General features: G+C 48.9%; 15 protein-coding genes and 2 tRNA genes. 16 read left to right on the top strand and 1 reads right to left on the bottom strand.

The genetic code is table 11. The features are described from left to right. Positions 1-8: 8 nt before the first annotated feature. From ftsH to pnp, 13 genes are all read left to right on the top strand, one after another. Positions 9-1,940: an ATP-dependent zinc metalloprotease FtsH gene (gene ftsH / locus HNR75_RS06795; RefSeq protein ID WP_281364929.1), complete on the top strand. Its 1,932-nt coding sequence runs from the start codon at positions 9-11 to the stop codon at positions 1,938-1,940. A 57-nt stretch (positions 1,941-1,997) separates the two neighbouring features. Next, a complete protein-coding gene (gene folP / locus HNR75_RS06790) occupies positions 1,998-2,840 on the top strand; it encodes a dihydropteroate synthase (RefSeq protein WP_188026392.1) in 843 nt (280 codons plus the stop codon). Positions 2,841-2,858: 18 nt separating this feature from the next. Next, positions 2,859-4,193: a phosphoglucosamine mutase gene (gene glmM / locus HNR75_RS06785; RefSeq protein ID WP_188026250.1), complete on the top strand. Its 1,335-nt coding sequence runs from the start codon at positions 2,859-2,861 to the stop codon at positions 4,191-4,193. 211 nt (positions 4,194-4,404) lie between these two features. Further along, positions 4,405-4,758, top strand: a complete 354-nt coding sequence (gene secG, locus HNR75_RS06780) for a preprotein translocase subunit SecG (protein WP_188026249.1) — start codon at positions 4,405-4,407, stop codon at positions 4,756-4,758. Positions 4,759-4,764: 6 nt separating this feature from the next. Continuing rightward, a tRNA-Leu gene (locus tag HNR75_RS06775) sits at positions 4,765-4,849 on the top strand. A 50-nt stretch (positions 4,850-4,899) separates the two neighbouring features. Continuing rightward, positions 4,900-4,976, top strand: a tRNA-Met gene (locus HNR75_RS06770). Positions 4,977-5,121: 145 nt separating this feature from the next. Beyond that, positions 5,122-5,580: a ribosome maturation factor RimP gene (rimP, locus tag HNR75_RS06765; protein ID WP_188026248.1), complete on the top strand. Its 459-nt coding sequence runs from the start codon at positions 5,122-5,124 to the stop codon at positions 5,578-5,580. A 15-nt stretch (positions 5,581-5,595) separates the two neighbouring features. Beyond that, positions 5,596-7,095, top strand: a complete 1,500-nt coding sequence (gene nusA / locus HNR75_RS06760) for a transcription termination factor NusA (protein WP_188026247.1) — start codon at positions 5,596-5,598, stop codon at positions 7,093-7,095. A gap of 17 nt (positions 7,096-7,112) precedes the next feature. Next, positions 7,113-9,821, top strand: coding sequence for a translation initiation factor IF-2 (gene infB, locus HNR75_RS06755; protein WP_188026246.1), 2,709 nt, complete (start codon positions 7,113-7,115; stop codon positions 9,819-9,821). A 44-nt stretch (positions 9,822-9,865) separates the two neighbouring features. Beyond that, positions 9,866-10,270: a 30S ribosome-binding factor RbfA gene (gene rbfA, locus HNR75_RS06750; protein WP_188026245.1), complete on the top strand. Its 405-nt coding sequence runs from the start codon at positions 9,866-9,868 to the stop codon at positions 10,268-10,270. A gap of 2 nt (positions 10,271-10,272) precedes the next feature. Then, entirely contained in the window at positions 10,273-11,238 is a 966-nt protein-coding gene (gene truB, locus HNR75_RS06745; protein ID WP_188026244.1) for a tRNA pseudouridine(55) synthase TruB, read from the top strand. Positions 11,239-11,340: 102 nt separating this feature from the next. Further along, positions 11,341-11,610, top strand: a complete 270-nt coding sequence (rpsO, locus tag HNR75_RS06740) for a 30S ribosomal protein S15 (RefSeq protein WP_188026243.1) — start codon at positions 11,341-11,343, stop codon at positions 11,608-11,610. A 178-nt stretch (positions 11,611-11,788) separates the two neighbouring features. Continuing rightward, entirely contained in the window at positions 11,789-13,951 is a 2,163-nt protein-coding gene (pnp, locus tag HNR75_RS06735) for a polyribonucleotide nucleotidyltransferase (protein WP_188026242.1), read from the top strand. Between the two features lie 103 nt (positions 13,952-14,054). On the opposite strand, the gene mfd is transcribed toward pnp, so the two are convergent. Further along, entirely contained in the window at positions 14,055-17,507 is a 3,453-nt protein-coding gene (mfd, locus tag HNR75_RS06730) for a transcription-repair coupling factor (protein WP_188026241.1), read from the bottom strand. 204 nt (positions 17,508-17,711) lie between these two features. Here mfd and HNR75_RS06725 point away from each other — a divergent pair, with 204 nt between their 5' ends. Genes HNR75_RS06725 through lolE form a run of 3 tightly spaced genes read left to right on the top strand, consistent with a single transcriptional unit; the run spans position 17,712 to position 20,864 of the window. Then, positions 17,712-18,947: a lipoprotein-releasing ABC transporter permease subunit gene (locus tag HNR75_RS06725; protein ID WP_188026240.1), complete on the top strand. Its 1,236-nt coding sequence runs from the start codon at positions 17,712-17,714 to the stop codon at positions 18,945-18,947. After that, positions 18,940-19,623, top strand: coding sequence for a lipoprotein-releasing ABC transporter ATP-binding protein LolD (lolD, locus tag HNR75_RS06720; protein ID WP_188026239.1), 684 nt, complete (start codon positions 18,940-18,942; stop codon positions 19,621-19,623). Before HNR75_RS06725 ends, lolD begins: the two co-directional genes overlap by 8 nt. Beyond that, positions 19,623-20,864, top strand: coding sequence for a lipoprotein-releasing ABC transporter permease subunit LolE (lolE, locus tag HNR75_RS06715; RefSeq protein WP_188026391.1), 1,242 nt, complete (start codon positions 19,623-19,625; stop codon positions 20,862-20,864). The genes lolD and lolE overlap by 1 nt, the downstream gene beginning before the upstream one ends. The last annotated feature ends 8 nt before the right edge of the window (positions 20,865-20,872 follow it).

The following is a 20,872-nucleotide window of genomic DNA, read 5'->3' as shown; positions in this document are numbered from 1 at the left end:
TTAGAGAATTGAGTGATATGGCGAAAAATCTGATCCTGTGGTTAGTTATCGCAGTCGTACTGATGTCATTGTTCCAGAGTTTTAGTCCCAGCGATAACTCAGGGCGGCAACTGGATTACTCCAGTTTTGTCCGTGATGTGGCTCAGGATCAAATCCGCGAAGTGCACATTGATGGCAAAGTGATTAATGGTCAGAAGCGTGACGGTGAAAAGTTCACGACGGTTATGCCGATGCAGGATAATCAGCTGATCAATGATCTGTTGAATCATAATGTCCGGGTTGTTGGTGATAAACCGGAAGAACCTAGCCTGCTGGCCAGTATTTTTATCTCCTGGTTCCCGATGCTACTGTTAATCGGTGTATGGGTGTTTTTTATGCGCCAGATGCAGGGCGGCGGCGGCAAAGGAGCTATGTCCTTTGGTAAAAGCCGTGCTCGTCTGATGGGCGAGGATCAGATCAAAACTACTTTTGCCGATGTTGCTGGTTGTGATGAAGCGAAAGAAGAGGTTAAAGAGCTGGTTGACTACCTCCGGGATCCGTCAAAGTTCCAGAAGCTGGGCGGTAAAATTCCGAAAGGCATTCTGATGGTGGGTCAGCCAGGTACAGGTAAGACACTGCTGGCGAAAGCAATTGCAGGCGAAGCCAAAGTTCCTTTCTTCTCTATCTCTGGTTCTGACTTCGTTGAAATGTTTGTCGGTGTCGGTGCATCCCGTGTGCGTGACATGTTCGAACAAGCGAAAAAAGCGGCTCCTTGCATCATCTTTATCGATGAAATTGATGCGGTAGGTCGTCAGCGCGGCGCTGGTCTGGGTGGTGGACATGATGAACGTGAACAGACCCTTAACCAGATGCTGGTGGAAATGGATGGTTTTGAAGGTCATGAAGCAATTATCGTGATTGCAGCGACTAACCGTCCTGACGTACTGGATCCTGCGTTGTTGCGTCCAGGCCGTTTTGACCGTCAGGTTGTTGTGGGCTTACCTGATGTTCGTGGTCGTGAACAGATCCTGAAAGTTCATATGCGCAAAGTGCCATTAGCAGATGATGTTGACGCATCACTGATTGCCCGTGGTACGCCAGGTTTCTCAGGTGCGGATTTGGCGAATCTGGTCAACGAAGCTGCATTATTTGCTGCTCGTGGTAACAAACGTCTGGTCAGTATGGCTGAATTTGAACGAGCCAAAGATAAGATCATGATGGGCGCAGAACGTAAGTCTATGGTGATGTCGGAATCCGAGAAAGAGATGACTGCATACCATGAAGCGGGCCATGCCATTATTGGTCGTCTGGTACCGGAACACGATCCTGTTTACAAAGTGTCGATTATTCCGCGTGGACGTGCATTAGGTGTCACCATGTATCTGCCGGAACAGGATCGCTGGAGCCACTCCAAACAATATCTGGAATCCATGATTTCCAGTTTATATGGTGGTCGTCTCGCTGAAGAGATTATCTATGGCAGTGAGCGGGTAACAACCGGTGCGTCAAACGATATTGAGCGGGCAACAGAACTAGCCAGAAAGATGGTTACTCAATGGGGTATGTCTGAGCGTCTGGGTCCGATGCTGTATGCAGAAGAAGATGGCGAAGTCTTCTTGGGACGTTCAATGGCCAAGGCCAAACATATGTCAGATGATACCGCCCGTATTATCGACACAGAGGTCAAGCAGGTTATCAATCGCAACTATGAGCGTGCCAAGCAATTGTTGCTGGATAACATGGATGTCCTCCACTCAATGAAAGACGCATTGATGAAATATGAAACTATTGACGCACATCAGATTGATGATTTGATGGCCCGCAGAGAGGTGCGTTTACCGGCTGATTACGGACAGAATGACAACTCTCAGTCCGGTGGTTCTGACTCGGGTAATGCGGAAAATAATACAGGCAGCAGCAATACAGATAGCAAATCTGCACCATCTGATTCTGCAAATTAATTCATATCTCATTAACCCCAGACGCTGCGTCTGGGGTTTTTTTATTGGAGAAAAATGATGATATTAACTGGTGCTGGACGCGTTCTGGATCTGTCGCAACCACGTGTTATGGGAATTCTGAATATTACCCCAGACTCATTTTCTGATGGCTCCCGTTTCAATCAATTGGATAAAGCGCTTTTTCATGCAGAACAGATGATTGCAGAAGGTGCGGATATCATTGATATCGGTGGTGAGTCAACCCGGCCTGGTGCAGCGTATGTGTCTGAACAGGAAGAACTGGATCGCGTGATACCTGTTATTGAGCTGATATCGCAAAAACTGGATGTCATGATCTCAATTGATACCTATAAACCCGTCGTCATGCAGGAAGCCTGTCGTGCCGGTGCTCATCTGATTAATGATATTAAAGCATTACAGGAAGACGGTGCTCTGAATGTAGCTGCTTCCTGTAATGCTTTGATTTGTCTTATGCATATGCAGGGTGAACCGAAAACAATGCAGCAGCAGCCGGCCTATACGGATGTGATTTCGGAAGTATCCTCTTTCCTCGATGAAAGGGTGAATGCGTGTTTAAAGGCAGGCATAACGGCTGAACGACTGATCCTTGATCCCGGTTTCGGTTTTGGCAAAACCTTAGAACAGAACTATGAACTGCTGGGACGCATGAGTGAATTGGGTAATCAGTTTCCGGTATTAGTCGGAATGTCCCGTAAAAGCATGATTGGCAATTTGCTGAATTGTCCTGTGGATGAACGATTATTTGGAAGTATTGGCGCTGCACTCTATGCACTTATGCAAGGGGCGCGTATTATCCGTGTCCATGATGTTCGGGCTACCAGCGATGCGATCCGTGTCTTCTGGCATGCTCTGCAGTATCAAACATCGCATAAAAACTGAATATATTCGGGTAAGCAAATGAGCAGAAAATATTTTGGTACAGATGGTGTTCGCGGCAAAGTAGGCGAAATGCCAATTACTCCTGACTTCGTCATGAAATTAGGCTGGGCTGCAGGCAAGGTTTTGGCTAAGCAGGGCAGTAAAAAAGTACTGATTGGTAAGGATACCCGTATATCTGGCTACATGCTGGAAGCGGCCCTAGAGGCCGGACTTTCCGCTGCCGGTCTGAAACCCGTGCTACTTGGCCCGATGCCAACGCCAGCGGTGGCTTATTTAACCCGCACTTTCCGCGCAGAGGCCGGTGTGGTGATCAGTGCTTCGCACAACCCGTACTATGACAACGGCATCAAGTTTTTTTCTACGCAGGGTACTAAATTACCTGATGAAATCGAAGCGGCTATCGAAAATGCGATGGATGAAGAGATTCGCTGTGTAGAATCGTCTCAGTTAGGTAAAGCATCGCGTATCGATGATGCGCCTGGCCGTTACATTGAGTTTTGTAAGAGCACTTTTCCAAGTGAACTCAGTCTTGATGGGTTAAAAATTGTGGTGGATTGTGCTCACGGCGCAACTTACCACATTGCGCCGTCTGTTTTCCGGGAATTAGGCGCTGATGTCATCACCATGGGCTGTTCGCCTGATGGACTGAATATTAACGATAAGGTTGGCTCAACAGCTCCCAAGGCGCTTGTAGAAAGAGTATTACAGGAACAGGCCGATCTCGGTATTGCCTTCGATGGTGATGGCGATCGCCTGATCATGGTGGATCATACTGGTTATGAAGTCGATGGCGATGAATTGCTATACATCATTGCCCGTGATTTACAGCAACAGGGTTCGCTGACCGGCGGTGTCGTCGGAACACTGATGACCAATATGGGGCTGGAAGTCGCGTTAGCCAAACTGGATATTCCGCTGGTGCGGGCCAAGGTCGGTGATCGTTACGTAATGGAGCTTCTGTTGGAAAAAGGCTGGCGTTTGGGCGGTGAGAACTCAGGTCACATTATCTGCCTGGATCAAACGACCACCGGCGATGGTATCGTAGCAGCCCTGCAGGTATTAAAAGCGACAAGTCGTGCAGGAAAAAACCTGTTCGAATTACGCCGTGATATTAAGAAATTCCCGCAAATTCTGATTAATGTCAGATTTTCCGGTGAGCAGGATCCTCTGCTATCATCATCTGTTCAGCAAGCTGTTCGGGATGCAGAAAAAGCGCTAGGAAAATCCGGTCGGGTTTTATTGCGCAAATCAGGCACTGAACCTCTGATTCGAGTGATGGTAGAAGGTGAAAACGCGCATCAGGTGCAACAACTGGCCGAAAAGATTGCTGCTGAGGTTACTGCGGCTAAATAACGCTTTTTTGTTGTAAAAATATGCAATTAGTCGGCTTTTTTGAAAATCTGCTTGTCAGTATCAGAAAGGCTGGCTAGTATTGCCTCCGCTTTGCGGACATGCTGGGAATAAAACTGGCAAGATTGAGACTTTCGGTTTTCAATGCTAGTATCCTGCCGCTTTGCATTGCTGATATAGCAAAATGATTCGCTTACGGGCGCAGAGGAATAACATGTACGAAGTTCTGCTGGTTGTTTATTTATTGGTTGCTATTGCGCTGATTGGTTTGGTACTGATTCAGCATGGCAAGGGAGCCTCAATGGGGGCGTCTTTCGGTGCCGGTGCTTCCAATACTGTGTTTGGTGCTTCAGGTTCTGGTAACTTCCTGACTAAAAGTACTGCAATTCTGGCTATTGTGTTTTTTGTGATCAGCTTGGTGTTGGGAGCGATTACCAGTAATCGTAGCAAACCTGCAGATACCTGGTCTGATTTAACAAAACCGGCCGTTGCTGAACAAGAAAAGACAACAGATAAACCAGCAGATAAAGCGTCAGATGTAAAGAAAGACGCTGACGTTCCTAACTAAGATTTAGCCCAGCTGGTGGAATTGGTAGACACGCTATCTTGAGGGGGTAGTGCCAATAGGCGTGCGGGTTCAAGTCCCGCGCTGGGCACCAATTTAGTTTGATAGTATTACGCGCATTATGCTATCATATATGTAATTTGACGCGGGGTGGAGCAGCTTGGTAGCTCGTCGGGCTCATAACCCGAAGGTCGTTGGTTCAAATCCAGCCCCCGCAACCAATTTACATGATCACTGATTAAGTGATCAGGCTATAAAAGCCCCAGTTCTTTGAACGGGGCTTTTTGTTATCCGGATTCTGTTACCACCAGTCGGTGGGCATAATATTGGGCCTTTGATGCCCTTTTTTTATTTACGGAGGGTCTATTGGCTACCTTGGAGCAACGCCTGACGGAATTGCTTGATGCACCTATTACTGCATTAGGCTATGAGTTGTGGGGAATTGAATTTATCCGTGCCGGTAAACATTCTACTTTGCGTGTTTACATCGATCATGCAAATGGAATTTCGGTAGATGATTGTGCTGAAGCCAGTCATCAGGTGAGCGCATTACTGGATGTGGAAGATCCGATTACCACTGAATATTATCTTGAGGTGTCATCACCTGGTATGGATCGGCCATTACTCAAACCGGCACATTATGCCCGGTATATCGGTCATGTCGCGGCGGTAACATTGCGGATGGCAGTGAATAACCGACGTAAATATAAGGGCACCATAAAGCAGGTGGACGGTGAGATGATCACCCTGACTGTCGATGGCCGAGATGAAATTCTGGCCTTTGCCAATATTCAACAGGCAAACCTGATTCCGAACTTTGATTGACGAGGCTATTGGATAATGAATAAAGAAATCCTTTTAGTTGTTGATGCCGTTTCCAATGAGAAGGCAGTACCTCGCGAAAAGATTTTCCAGGCACTGGAAACTGCGTTGGCAACAGCAACCAAAAAGAAATATGAAGGTGATATTGAAGTTCGTGTCGCTATCGATCGTAAAACCGGTGATTTTGATACTTTCCGCCGCTGGCAGATCGTCGAAGGTGACGGCGTAATGCAGAATCCGTATCGTGAGATTTCGCTGGATGCTGCGCAATTTGACGATCCATCACTTCAACTAGGTGATTACGTTGAAGAACAGATTGAATCTATTACTTTCGACCGTATTACTACACAGACTGCTAAACAGGTAATCGTTCAAAAAGTTCGTGAAGCTGAACGCGCGCAGGTTGTGGAACAATTCCGTGATCATGAAGGCACTATTATTACGGGTGTGGTTAAGAAAGTTAACCGTGACAGCGTGATCCTGGATCTGGGCAGTAATGCTGAAGGCGTGTTATATCGCGAAGATATGCTGCCACGTGAATCATTCCGTAATGGTGATCGCGTAAAAGGCTTACTGGCTGCGGTTAAACCGGAAGCGCGTGGTTCACAGTTGTTTATCAGCCGGACTCACCCTGATTTTCTGAAAGAACTGTTCCGTATTGAAGTGCCTGAAATCGGTGAAGAAATTATCGAAATCAAAGGTGCCGCTCGTGATCCGGGTTCCCGTGCAAAAATTGCTGTGAAAACCAATGATCGCCGTATCGACCCTGTAGGTGCATGTGTTGGTATGCGTGGTGCGCGTGTTCAGGCTGTTTCCGGTGAATTAGGTGGTGAACGTATTGATATCGTGTTGTGGGATGATAATCCTGCCCAGTTTGTTATCAATGCGATGGCGCCAGCTGATGTGGCTTCTCTGATTGTTGATGAAGATAACCACACTATGGATATTGCGGTAGTAGCCAGCAATCTTGCCCAGGCGATTGGTCGTAATGGTCAGAACGTTCGTCTTGCTTCACAGCTGTCAGGCTGGGAGCTGAATGTGATGACGGTCGAAGATATGCAGACCAAACACCAGGCTGAGAAAGATCGTATTTTGAATCTGTTTACTCAGGCTCTGGATATTGATGATGATTTTGCCGAGTTGCTGGTTGAGGAGGGTTTCTCCACTATTGAAGAAATTGCTTATGTTCCTCTGAGCGAACTGCAGCGTATCGAAGACCTTGATGACGAGCAGATTGAAGAGCTTCGTGAGCGGGCCAAACAGGCGCTGAGCACACAGGCGCTGGCAAAAGAGGAAACCCTGGCCGGTGCTAAACCAGCCGATGATTTGCTGGCATTAAATGGTATGACGCAGGATTTGGCTTATGAGCTGGCTGCCCGTGGTGTACCAACCTTGGAGGATTTGGCTGAACAAGGTATCGACGATCTGAGTGGTATTCCGGGGATGACCGAAGAAAAAGCCGGTGAATTGATTATGGCTGCTCGTAATATCTGTTGGTTCGGCGAGCAGGCAGAGTAAACTGCGGAGGGTAGTGAATGGCCGATTTATCAGTAAAACAACTAGCCATTGAAGTAGGAACACCGGTTGACCGGTTAGTACAACAGTTTAAAGATGCAGGTTTAAATAAAGATGCTGATGCTATGGTGTCAGAGCAGGAAAAACAAACACTGCTGGAACATCTGAAGAAACAGCACGGTGCAGATAATGCGGAGCCAAAACGCATGACACTGCAACGTAAAACCAAAAGCACTCTGAATGTTCAGGGTGCGGGTGGTAAAAATAAAGAAGTTCAAATTGAAGTTCGTAAGTCAAAAACTTATGTACATCGTTCTGTAATTGACGAAGCTCAACAGCAGAAAGAAGCAGAAGAAAAGGCGCGCCAGGAAGCTGAAAAAGCGCGCCAGGAAGAGTTAGCCAAAGCTGAACAGGCGCGTAAGGACGCGGAAGCCAAAGCCCGCAAAGAAGCCGAAGAAAAAGCGCGCAAAGAAGCTGAGGCCAGAAACCAATCGACAGAAGCTGCTGCGGATGATGCAGCAAAATCTCCGGATGAGAAGGCCAAAAAAGTGAAAGCTGAGGCAGATAAACGCGCAGATGAAAATGCCAAGCGTGAAGCAGAGGCATTACGTAAGAAACAGGAAGAAGAGGCCCGCCGTAAAGCGGAAGCTGAGGCTCAGCGTATTGCTGAAGAAGCTCGTCACCTGGCTGAAGAAAACGAAGCTCGTTGGGCGGCTGAAGAAGAAGCTCGTCGCCGTGCTGAATTAAGTGATGATGTCGGTGAAGCTGCCTCTAAGTTCGTGAAAGAAGCGGAAGCTGAACGTGAACGTCAGGATGAGAGCAAAGGTCGTCGTCGTACTGGTGTCACCAAGGCTAAGAAATCTCCGCATGAAGAAGCACGTGAAGAGCGTAATCCGCGTGCGAGAAAAGGTAAGCGAGCTAAAGTTCATACGCCGAATTCGATGCAGCATGGTTTTCAGAAACCAGTGCAGCCAGTCAACCGAGACATCGTGGTGGGTGAAACCATTACTGTTGGTGAACTGGCGCAGAAGATGGCGGTGAAAGCAGTCGAAGTCATCAAAGTGATGATGAAGATGGGCGCTATGGCAACCATCAACCAGGTTATTGATCAGGAAACAGCACAACTGGTAGCGGAAGAAATGGGTCACAAAGTGACGCTGCGCCGTGAAAATGAGCTAGAAGAAGCGGTGCTGCAGGATCGTGATTCTACTGCAACCCGCGAAGATCGTGCGCCGGTTGTGACCATCATGGGTCACGTTGACCACGGTAAGACATCATTACTGGACTATATCCGTAAAGCGAAGGTTGCGTCTGGCGAAGCTGGCGGTATTACTCAGCACATCGGTGCATACCATGTAGATACCGATAACGGCAGTATCACTTTCCTGGATACCCCTGGCCATGCTGCATTTACTGCAATGCGTGCCCGTGGTGCCAAAGCAACGGATATCGTCGTTCTGGTTGTGGCTGCCGATGATGGCGTAATGCCTCAGACAATCGAGGCTATCCAGCACGCGAAAGCGGCAGGTGTTCCGATTGTGGTCGCAGTGAACAAGATCGATAAACCGGAAGCCGATCCGGATCGCGTGATGAACGAACTGACTCGTCACAGCGTTATTCCAGAAGAGTGGGGCGGTGAAAACCAGTTTGTTAAAGTATCAGCCAAGAGTGGCCAGGGTATTGACGATCTGCTGAACGCAATCCTGCTGCAAGCCGAAGTTCTGGAACTGACTGCTGTGCGCGATGCGATGGCCAGTGGTGTGGTCATTGAATCTCGCCTGGATAAAGGTCGTGGTCCTGTGGCAACGGTTTTGGTTCAGGAAGGTACACTGCATCAGGGTGACATCGTACTGTGTGGTCTGGAATATGGCCGTGTCCGTGCAATGCGCGATGAACTGGGCCGCAGTATTGATGCAGCCGGTCCGTCAACACCGGTTGAAATTTTAGGTTTGTCAGGTGTGCCATCTGCAGGTGATGAAGCAACAGTAGTTCGTGACGAGAAGAAAGCGCGTGAAGTTGCTCTGTATCGTCAGGGTAAATTCCGTGATGTCAAACTGGCCCGTCAGCAGAAAGCGAAACTGGAAAACATGTTCTCTAACATGACCGAAGGTGAAGTTTCTGAACTGAATGTGGTGCTGAAAGCCGACGTACAGGGTTCTGTTGAAGCAATTGCAGACTCACTGAACAAACTGTCTACTGATGAAGTGAAAGTGAAAATCATCGGTTCCGGGGTGGGTGGTATCACAGAAACTGATGCAAGTCTGGCAGCTGCGTCTAACGCTATTGTCCTGGGCTTTAACGTTCGTGCTGATGCTTCTGCACGTAAGATCATCGAATCTGAAAGCATTGACCTGCGTTACTACTCAGTTATCTATGATCTGATCGATGAAGTTCGTCAGGCGATGAGTGGTATGCTGGCGCCGGAATACAAACAGCAGATCATTGGTCTGGCTGAAGTTCGTGACGTATTCCGTTCACCGAAATTCGGTGCTGTTGCAGGCTGTATGGTGACTGAAGGTACTGTGAAGCGTAATAGCCCAATTCGCGTTCTGCGTGATAACGTGGTTATCTACGAAGGCGAACTGGAATCACTGCGTCGCTTTAAAGACGACGTACCTGAAGTTAAAAACGGCTACGAATGTGGTATCGCTGTGAAGAACTATAATGACGTTCGTCCAGGCGACCAGATCGAAGTTTACGAAACAGTTGAAATTCAGCGTACGCTATAACTAATTACGGGGGCTACATGCCCCCGTTTGTTCCGGAGTTAATAATGGCAAAAGAATTTGGTCGTGCAGATCGCGTTGCGCAACAAATTCAGCGTGAGATTGCTGTGATTCTGCAACGAGAAGTGAAAGATCCCCGTGTTGGCATGGTGACTGTCTCTGATGTTGAGTTGACCCGCGATCTACAGCACGCCAAAATTTATGTTACGTTTTTTCTGAACGAAGAAGATAACATTGAGGCAGGCGTCAAAGTGCTGAATGATGCTTCAGGTTATATTCGTATTTTACTGGGTAAAGCGATGAAACTGCGCGTAGTGCCGGAGATTCGCTTTGTCTATGATAAAACGTTGGTTGAAGGGATGCGAATCTCCAACCTGGTTACTAACACTGTTCGTGAAGATCAGCGTCGCCGTGGCGAGTCGTCGGATCAGAACGAGGAGGATCGTGATTAGAGATGTCTCGACGACGTCGTTTCAAAGGTCGTGATGTACACGGCATTATACTGCTGGATAAACCAAGCGGTATCACTTCGAATGATGCGCTGCAGCAAGTGAAGCGTATCTATAATGCAGCCAAAGCCGGTCACACTGGTGCGCTGGATCCATTAGCCACTGGTATGCTACCAATTTGTCTTGGTGAGGCGACCAAATTTTCTCAATTCCTGCTGGATGCTGATAAACGTTATCAAGTGACGGCCCAGTTGGGTGTACGCACAGACACCAGCGATTCCGAAGGTTCTGTTGTTTCGGTGCGTCCTGTCAATGTGAGCAAAGAGCAGTTACTCAATGCGCTGGATACATTCCGTGGTGATATCATGCAGGTTCCTTCGATGTTTTCTGCATTGAAGCATCAGGGACGTCCGCTGTATGAGTACGCCCGTGAAGGTATTGAGATCGAGCGTGAAGCACGACCGATCACGATATATTCACTGGAACTGGAAAGTTTTTCAGAGGAACAGATTGCACTGGAAGTTCATTGCTCCAAGGGCACCTATATTCGTTCTTTGATCGACGATTTGGGTGAACTGTTAGGATGTGGTGCACATGTTACCCAGTTGCGTCGTACTCAGGTTGCCGGTTATCCAAATGACAATATGCTGGATTTGGAAAAACTGAATGCAATCCTGGATGAATGCCGCGAACAGGGTATTCCTCCCCGTGAAAAACTGGATCAGTTTTTATTACCAATGGATAGCGCAGTCTCCGCTTTGCCGGAAGTCAATATGTCGCCGGTTCTGGCCGCCTATGTCACTCAGGGACAGGCTGTTATGGTGCCACATGCGCCTATGGAAGGTTTTGTCCGTATGACGGTCGGGCCTGAAGCCGAATTTATTGGTGTCGGTGAAATTGATGAGGACGGCAAGGTAGCACCGCGTCGTTTAGTCCGCATCGGTGGCGATATCCCGGAAGCAGACGAATAAGCAGAGTTGCTTGTTTGCAGATACAGCTGTGCTAGAATGCGCAGCTTCTCTGTGGGCTGAATTAGTGATCGGCTCACAGCCCATTAAACTCAGGAGTACATTATGTCACTAAATGCTGAAACTAAAGCCAAGATCGTTGCTGATTTCTCTCGCGGTACCAATGACACTGGTTCACCAGAAGTTCAGGTAGCTCTGCTGACTGCTCAGATCAACCATCTGCAAGGCCACTTCTCCGTACACTCTAAAGACCATCACGGCCGTCGTGGTCTGCTGCGCATGGTTTCTCAGCGTCGTAAAATGCTGGATTACCTGAAACGCAAAGATGAAGCGCGTTACAAAGATCTGATCGCTAAACTGGGTCTGCGTCGCTAATTCATACTTAGTGAATTCTAATGAAAGGAGGCATTTGCCTCCTTTTGTTTTTTCGTGACCGTAATGACAATTACGTCAGAATATCGAATCTCCCCCTATCGCCGCTTACCTATTCTGAACACCTTCAGCTATAATGGACGCGCAATTTGAGCGACGAAATTAATAAAAGGAAATTCACGTGAATCCTATTGTAAAAACCTTCCAATATGGCCAGCACACTGTGACATTAGAAACAGGTGTTATGGCTCGTCAGGCGACTGCAGCTGTTATGGCCAGCATGGATGACACCGCAGTATTTGTAACTGTTGTTGGCAAAAAAGAAGCTGTTGAAGGTCGCGATTTTTTCCCGCTGACCGTTAACTATCAAGAGCGTACCTATGCAGCAGGCCGTATTCCTGGTGGTTTTTTCAAACGCGAAGGTCGTCCGAGTGAAGGTGAAACACTGACTGCTCGTCTGATCGACCGTCCGATTCGTCCTCTGTTCCCGGAAGGCTTCCTGAACGAAGTTCAGATCGTGGCCACTGTAATGTCTGTGAATCCAGCGGTATCTCCGGATATTGTTGCCATGATCGGTACTTCTGCGGCACTGGCTATTTCCGGTATTCCATTCAATGGCCCTATCGGTGCAGCCCGCGTTGGTTACATCAATGATCAATATATCCTGAACCCGTCAGTAGTTGAGCTGCATGACAGCAAGCTGGATCTGGTGGTTGCCGGTACTGCTCCTGCGGTATTGATGGTTGAATCAGAAGCGGCCATTCTGCCTGAAGAAGTGATGCTCGGCGCTGTGGTTTACGGCCATGAGCAGATGCAGACCGTTATTAATGCAGTTAAAGAATTTGCTGCTGAAGTCGGTACCAAGCCATGGGACTGGACTGCACCGGCTGCTAACGTAACGCTGAAAGCTAAAATCGCTGAACTGGCTGGTGCTGAAATCGGTGAAGCCTATCGTATTACAGAAAAGGCTGTCCGTTATGAAGCCATCTCTGCACTGAAACAACGTATTGTTGCGGAAATCACTGCTGCTGATGAAACACAGGATGCGGGTGAGGTTGCGGATCTGTTCCATGAGCTGGAAAGTGACACCGTCCGTGGTCGTATCCTGCGTGGCGAGCCGCGTATCGATGGCCGTGATCCACAAATGATCCGTGCTCTGAGCGTGGGTACCGGTGTACTGCCGCGTGTTCATGGCTCTGCGCTGTTTACCCGTGGTGAAACCCAGGCGCTGGTGACCTGTACGCTGGGTACTGAGCGTGACGCGCAGACTATTGATGAAATCACCGGTGAACGTACCGATCGTTTCATGCTGCACTACAACTTCCCACCATATTGTGTGGGTGAAACCGGCATGATGGGTTCACCAAAACGTCGTGAAATTGGTCACGGTCGTCTGGCTCGTCGTGGTGTGTCTGCTGTTATCCCTTCACAGGCTGAATTCCCGTATGTGGTTCGTGTGGTTTCTGAAATCACTGAATCTAACGGTTCTTCTTCTATGGCTTCCGTATGTGGCACTTCTCTGGCGCTGATGGATGCCGGTGTACCAATCAAAGCGTCTGTTGCTGGTATTGCCATGGGGCTGGTGAAGGAAGCTGACAGCTTTGTTGTTCTGTCTGACATCCTGGGTGACGAAGATCATCTGGGTGACATGGACTTTAAAGTGGCTGGTACTTCCGAAGGTGTTACTGCACTGCAGATGGACATCAAGATCGAAGGTATCACCAAAGAAATCATGCAGATCGCTCTGAAACAGGCTCGTGAAGCGCGTTTGCATATTCTGACTGTCATGGACAAGGCGATTGGTGAAGCTCGTCAGGAAATTTCTGACTTTGCACCACGCATTCACACTATCAAAATCAATCCAGAGAAGATCAAAGACGTTATCGGTAAAGGTGGCTCAGTGATCCGTGCGCTGACCGAAGAAACCGGTACAACCATTGAACTGGAAGATGATGGTACCGTGAAGATTGCTGCTGTCAGCGGTGACGCTGCTCAGGAAGCGATCCGTCGTATTGAAGCGCTGACTGCGGAAGTTGAAGTAGGTCGTATCTACGAAGGTAAGGTCACTCGTCTGGCTGAGTTCGGTGCGTTTGTTAACATCCTGCCAGGTAAAGATGGTCTGGTTCATATCTCTCAGATCACTGATGAGCGTGTGAAAGACGTATCTGACTACCTGAAGGTAGGCGATGTTGTTCGTACTAAAGTGCTGGAAGTGGACCGTCAGGGCCGTATCCGTTTATCTATCAAAGAAGCTAAACGTGATGAACAGCCAGCTGCAGAAGCTGTAGCTGATGCTCCGGTGGCACCGGCTGCACCAGCAGAAGACATTCCAATGACTGAATAATCTTTCAGAAATGAAATACAAATAAGGACGCCGAGGCGTCCTTATTTTTTACTTGAATATCAAGGTGATACCATAAGCGAATATGGTGCCACCTGACAGTTAATTAATTCTGGTTTGCTGCAAACGAGGTGAGTATCTGCTCAACCAGAGAGAAACGGGTTTTCACATCATCACTTGGCAAATTGAACCGCAGACGAGTCGGGCCATCCATACGGTATAACCGTGGTTGCGTCTGGATCAGATTAACGATAAACATCGGATTGATCCGAGTTTCCTGAGTGAAATCGATAAACCCACCCCGATCACCAATTTCTATTCGCTTCAGACCTAACGGTTTCGCCAGTAAGCGGAAACGTGAAATCTGGATCAGATTCTGGGCCGGTTGAGGTAACAGACCGAAGCGATCAATCAGTTCAATTTTTAATTCATCGATCTCTTCCTGGGTAGAGCAACTGGCGATACGTTTATACATAGAGAGCCGCATGTTGACGTCAGGAATGTAATCATCCGGTAATAGAGCCGGAACTCTCAATTCAATATCGGTATGGCCGGCAAGAAGCTGATCCAGCGATGGTTCTTTTCCTTCTTTCAACGCATCAACGGCCTGTTCCAGCATTTCCATATACAGGGTAAAACCGATGGACTCAATCTGGCCGCTCTGTTCATCACCCAGTAATTCACCGGCTCCCCGGATCTCGAGGTCATGTGTAGCCAGTACAAAACCGGCACCCAGATCTTCCAGTGACTCGATGGCTTCCAGACGCTTGATGGCATCTTTGGTCATCTGTTTCGGATGCGGAGTTAACAGATAGGCGTATGCCTGATGGTGCGAACGACCGACACGGCCACGCAACTGGTGCAACTGGGCAAGCCCCAGGTTATCAGCACGATCCATAATGATGGTATTCGCGCTTGGTACGTCGATACCTGTTTCAATAATGGTGGTACAGACCAGGACGTTCTGTCGCTGGTGATAAAAATCAGACATGACGCGTTCCAGTTCGCGCTCACGCATCTGTCCATGCGCAATCGCAATCCGGGCTTCAGGTATCAGTTCGCTAAGCTGGGCTGCTGTCTGTTCAATCGTTTCAACATTATTATGCAGGTAATAAACCTGACCACCACGTTTCAGTTCACGCAGAATTGCCTCTCGCACCATGGCTTTATCGTACTGGCGGACAAAGGTTTTGATGGCCAGGCGTTTGGCGGGCGGTGTCGCGATGACAGAGAGGTCGCGCATCCCGGAAAGCGCCATATTCAGCGTACGCGGAATTGGTGTAGCGGTCAGTGTCAGGATATCCACGTCTGCGCGTAGCGCTTTGATTTTCTCTTTCTGGCGGACGCCAAAGCGGTGTTCTTCATCCACCACCAGTAACCCGAGGTCTTTAAAACGGATATCTTCGGAAAGAAGTTTATGGGTACCAATAATGATATCAATCTTACCTTCCGCCAGTGCTTCCATGGCGACTTTCTGTTCTTTGGTACTCTTGAAGCGGCTCATGACTTCGATATTGACCGGCCAGTTGGCAAACCGGTCTCGGAAGTTTTCATAGTGCTGCTGGGCGAGCAGCGTTGTCGGCACTAAAACTGCGACCTGCTTTCCGGCATGAACCGCAACGAAAGTCGCTCGCATCGCGACCTCTGTTTTACCAAAACCGACGTCACCACAGACCAGCCGATCCATGGCTTTCGCCTGACACATATCACCGAGCACTGAATTGATAGCATTCAATTGATCAGGGGTTTCTTCAAACGGGAATCCGGCAGCAAATTTGCTGTAGGCCTGTTTATCATGCCGGAAGGCAAGACCAGGTTTGGCAGCGCGTTTGGCATAGACATCCAGTAACTCTGCTGCAACATCCCGGATTTTCTCTACCGCTTTTTTACGCGCTTTCAGCCATGCTTCACTACCCAATTTATGTAATGGTGGATTTTCACTACCGCTGTACCGGCTGATCAGATGCAGTGATGTGACCGGAACATATAATTTATCTCCGCCGGCATATTCCAGTGTGAGGTATTCGGCGGCGATGCCACCGGCATCAATCGTCTGCAGGCCGACATAGCGACCGACACCGTGGTCAAGATGAACAACAGGCTGGCCAATGGTCAGTTCAGCCAGGTTGCGCACAATGGCTTCGTTATTGACGGTGGCTTTCTTATCCCGGCGGCGGCGCTGGATGACTTTCTGGCCAAACAGATCATTTTCGCAGATCAGGGCAATATCGGCTTCCGGCAGAATAAAGCCGTGTTCCAGCGGGCTGACAATGATTGCATACCGGGCTGACTCCCGGGTGAACTCATCAAATGAATTCAGAATGGGAAGTTTAAGCTGCAGTGGCGCCAGTAATTCAAGTAGCGCTTCACGGCGGCCTTCCGATTCGACAGAGAACAGGATCCGGCCACTGAACAGACTTAAAAACCGCTGTAATGTTTCCAGTGGTTCCTGCTGTTTGGCTTCAATCGCCAGTTCAGGCAGCGCATTAACCGGTAAATTGATACGTCCGGCCTTTTCTTCTGCCGGTAAGGTCTGGCAGTGGATCTGGGTATGTTCTTTCAGAATGCCAAACAGTTGATCGACGGGCAGGTAAAGTGTTGCTGGTGGCAGCAGAGGACGGCTTAAATCGTAACGACGATCTTCATAACGCTGTTGCACATCCAGCCAGAATTGTTCGCTGGCCTGCTGAATATCACCGACCGTCAGAATCAGACTGGAAGAGGGCAGATAGTCCAGCAGCGTAGCAGTCTGTTCAAAAAACAAGGGCAGATAATATTCAATGCCTGCCGGCCATAACCCTTTGCTCACTTGCTGGTAGATCGAGTCCGGCGTGCGGCCGGCATCGAATTGTTCCCGGAAGCGTTGTCGGAAACCTTCAATCGCATTTTTATCAGTAGGAAATTCGTGGGCAGGTAACAGACGAACTTCTTTGACCGGATCATGGGAACGTTGGGTATCAGAATCAAACGCCCGGATGCTGTCAACTTCGTCATCAAAGAAATCAATACGATAAGGTTGTGACGATCCCATCGGGAACAGATCAAGCAGTGAGCCCCGGGCGGCATATTCACCATGTTCCAATACCTGTTCGACGGCATTGTAACCGGCATGCTCCAGACGATGGCGCAGATTGTGTAGATCGAGTTTATCGCCAGGCTTTATTAACAGACTGTGGCCATCAATGAAGCTGGATGGTGCGGTTCGCAACATCAGGGTCGCGACAGGCAGAATCAGTAGACCTTGTTTCATCCGGGGAAGATGATAAAGCGTTTCTATGCGCTGGGAGATAATATCCTGATGCGGAGAGAACGTATCGTAAGGCAGTGTTTCCCAATCAGGAAAGAGTCGCACCGGAATATTGTTCTCTTTGAGTAGGAAGCTGATTTCCTGTTCCAGAACCAGGGCGGTCGGAGTGTCATTCACGACCAGGACTACCGGATGGGTCTGTGATGACACCAGTTCAGCAATCGCCAGAGAAAGACTGCTGCCAGTTAGTTGTCCGAAGGTGAGGCGTTGATTCGCTTTTGCGTTCAGAGAAAAAGTAAAATAATTGGTCATCAGTCAGATTCAGATTGGTTAATGTTTTCTGGAACTCCGGATATTTCCTCCGGCTATCCCGTTCATGTTTCCTTGGAATCACGCTCTGCTGGCAGGTACCGCTGCACACTAAAATGTGACCTGCCCGGAGAGAACCCCTTGTTGAGCGGATGTCTTACCTTTATTATCCGCTAACTCTTGGATTGCGCAACGCTTGGAAACAGCGTGAAATCACTCATTTTTCAACCTGTCAGTCTGGCAATAGGCCTGCGATATGCCGGCGCCAGAGGTGATAATCGATTCGCTTCTTTTATCTCCATCTTTTCAACCTTCGGGATTGCGATTGGTGTTATGGCGCTGATTGTGGTCAGTTCCGTCATGAATGGCTTTGAGGCTCAATTAAAAGATCGCATTCTGGGTGTCGTGCCGCATGGCGTGATCACGACAGCATCAGGTCAGTTACCGGAATGGCAGCAATATCAGCAAACGGTCACCCAGCTTCCGCATGTACAGGCTGCGGCACCTTTCATTACAACAGAAGGCATGGTGCAAAGCCCAGGGAGTCTGGCGCCTGTGATTTTGCAGGGTATCAACCCTCAGCATTATCCGCAGCAGGATTTGTTGCGAAAGACATTAGGTGAACCTGCGCTGAATCGTCTGGAACCTGGCAAGTTTAATATCATCCTGGGTGGTGCTCTGGCTCAGAAACTGGGCGTGATGCCGGGTGACAAAGTTCGTGTGCTGGTCAGCGAAGGTAGCCGCTTTACACCGATGGGGCGTGTACCTTCACAACGTTTATTTCATGTGGTGGCTTTGTTTGATGTGGGTTCACCGGTTGATGATCAGATAGCGCTCATTCATCTGGATGATGCCCGGCGCTTACTGCGCTATCCGGCAGAAAGTGTTACTGGCTGGCGAGTCTGGCTGGATGATGCCTTCCAGACAGAAGATATTGCCAAAACATCGCTGCCGTCTTCGCTGGTCTTTCAGGACTGGCGCAAAGAGCGGGGCGAGTTATTCCGGGCTGTTGCCATGGAAAAACACATTATGAGTTTGATGCTGGTGCTGATCATTCTGGTTGCCGCCTTTAACATTTTGTCTTCTTTGGTCATGGTCGTGCTGGATAAACAAGGGGAAGTGGCAATTCTTCGTACGATGGGGATGCAAAGCAAAACGGTTATGAAGATTTTTATGGTTCAGGGGCTCTGGAGTGGTGTTTTTGGCGGATTGATTGGTGCGGTCGGTGGCGTCATTTTGACCAATTATCTGAATCCGATTTTACGGGTGCTGGGACTTAATCTTTATATGGATGCGGGTGGCAGCGGCTTACCGGTTGAACTACAGATTTCTCAGGTGTTACTGATTGCATGCGGAGCATTATTAATGAGCTTTATGGCGACGCTTTATCCGGCCTGGCGTGCCGCACATATTCGTCCGGCGGAGGCGTTACGTTATGAGTAATATCTTGTTACGTTGTATGGATCTGATGAAGACCTATCGTGAAGGTTCTGTTGAGACACCCGTATTACGTGGAATCAGTTTAACCGTATTACAAAAAGAGATGCTGGCAATCGTCGGCAGTTCTGGTTCAGGAAAAAGTACGTTATTACATCTCCTTGGCGCACTGGATACACCGACATCCGGGACTGTCCTGTTCGAGCAGCAGGATATTTATCAATGGAACAGTCAGCAGCAGGCGCAATTCCGTAACCGTCAGTTAGGTTTTGTGTATCAGTTCCACCATTTGCTGGGGGAATTTACGGCGCTGGAAAACGCAGCCATGCCGTTACTGATCGGTGGCATGGCGGTCAAGCAGGCAACACAGCAGGCTGCCGCGATGCTTGAACGGGTCGGCCTGTCGCATCGTATTGAACATCGTCCTGCAGAATTATCCGGTGGTGAGCGTCAGCGTGTTGCTATTGCCCGGGCGCTGGTTAATCAGCCGCGTCTGGTATTGGCTGATGAGCCGACCGGTAATCTGGATCATAAAAGTGCTACCGCTATCTATGAGCTGATGTGTCAGTTAAATAGCGAGCTGGGTACGGCATTTGTGGTGGTCACGCATGACCGTGAACTGGCGGGCAAATTACACCGTCAACTTCATATGGTGGATGGTGTGCTGCAGGGAGGCGAATGATGTTTCAGCCTTATGCCTTGTTTTTAGGGCTGCGTTATAGCCGGAGTCGGCGAAGCAGCCGTTTTGTCAGCTTTATCTCTGCTTCTTCGATCATTGGTATTGCATTGGGAGTCATGGCGCTGATTCTTGGCTTATCAGCCATGAATGGTTTTGAACGCGAGTTACGCCAGCGTGTACTGGCGGTGATCCCGCATGCTGAGGTTGAACTGGTTTCCGGTGGATTCAGTGACTGGCAATCGGCGTCTGCGCTGCTGAAAAAACAAACCGGTATTACTGCCGTAGCACCGTTGATTTCGCTCAACGGTATGCTGGAGGCGGGTGGCAAAATGAAGGCTGCGCAGTTACGAGCGGTATTGCCTGCAGAGGAAAAACAGATTTCTCAAGCGGCGGAATACATGACCGGGAACGGGCTGGATGCATTACAGCCAGGAGAGAATGGTGTCATTCTGGGTCAACAGATTGCCAATAAACTGGGTGTTAAAATCGGCGACAGTGTGACCATGCAAGTGCCGGATAAACAGGCTCAATCAGCCTTTGCGGCGCCGATGCAACGCCAGTTTACCGTCGTCGGTTTACTGAAGATCGGCGGCCAGCTTGATGGTTTGCTGGGCTATATTCACTTGCAGGATGCACAGGCGATGCTTGGTTGGCAGGATCAGGTGCAGGGGCTGAGTATTGAGGTGAATGATGTGCTTTCCGCGCATAGCATTGCTTATGCAGCCGCCAGCCAATTGCCTTACCGTATGTATCTGCGCAGTTGGATGACATCTCAGGGATACCTGTATCAGGATATCCAGATGGTACGCACCGTCATGTATGTTGTGCTGCTGATGGTAGTGGCGGTTGCCTGTTTTAATATTGTATCCACGCTGGTTATGGCGGTAAATGAAAAACGCGGTGATATCGCTATTCTGAAAACCATGGGCGCCAGCGACTGGCAAATCCGTCAGGTGTTTATGACGCAGGGGATGGTGAATGGCCTGGTTGGCGCAGGGAGTGGTGCTTTGCTTGGATGTCTTTTGGCGCAGTATCTGTCATCCATTATTCATGGTGTAGAGCTGGTGACAGGATATCAATTTCTTAATCCGGAAATTTATTTTATCGATTTCCTGCCCTCAGAACTGCATCTGATGGATGTCGTTATCGTTACGGCGGCTGCTATCCTGATGAGCCTGCTTGCGACTTTATACCCGGCCTGGCGAGCAAGTCAGTTGTTACCAGCCAGAGAACTGGGGCGTTAATTCTGCAG

The organism is Tolumonas osonensis (assembly GCF_014202415.1).
Classification (GTDB): Bacteria; Pseudomonadota; Gammaproteobacteria; order Enterobacterales; family Aeromonadaceae; genus Tolumonas; species Tolumonas osonensis.
The sequence above is the reverse complement of the archived record's forward strand: the minus strand, read 5'-3'. Positions and strand labels throughout refer to the sequence as shown.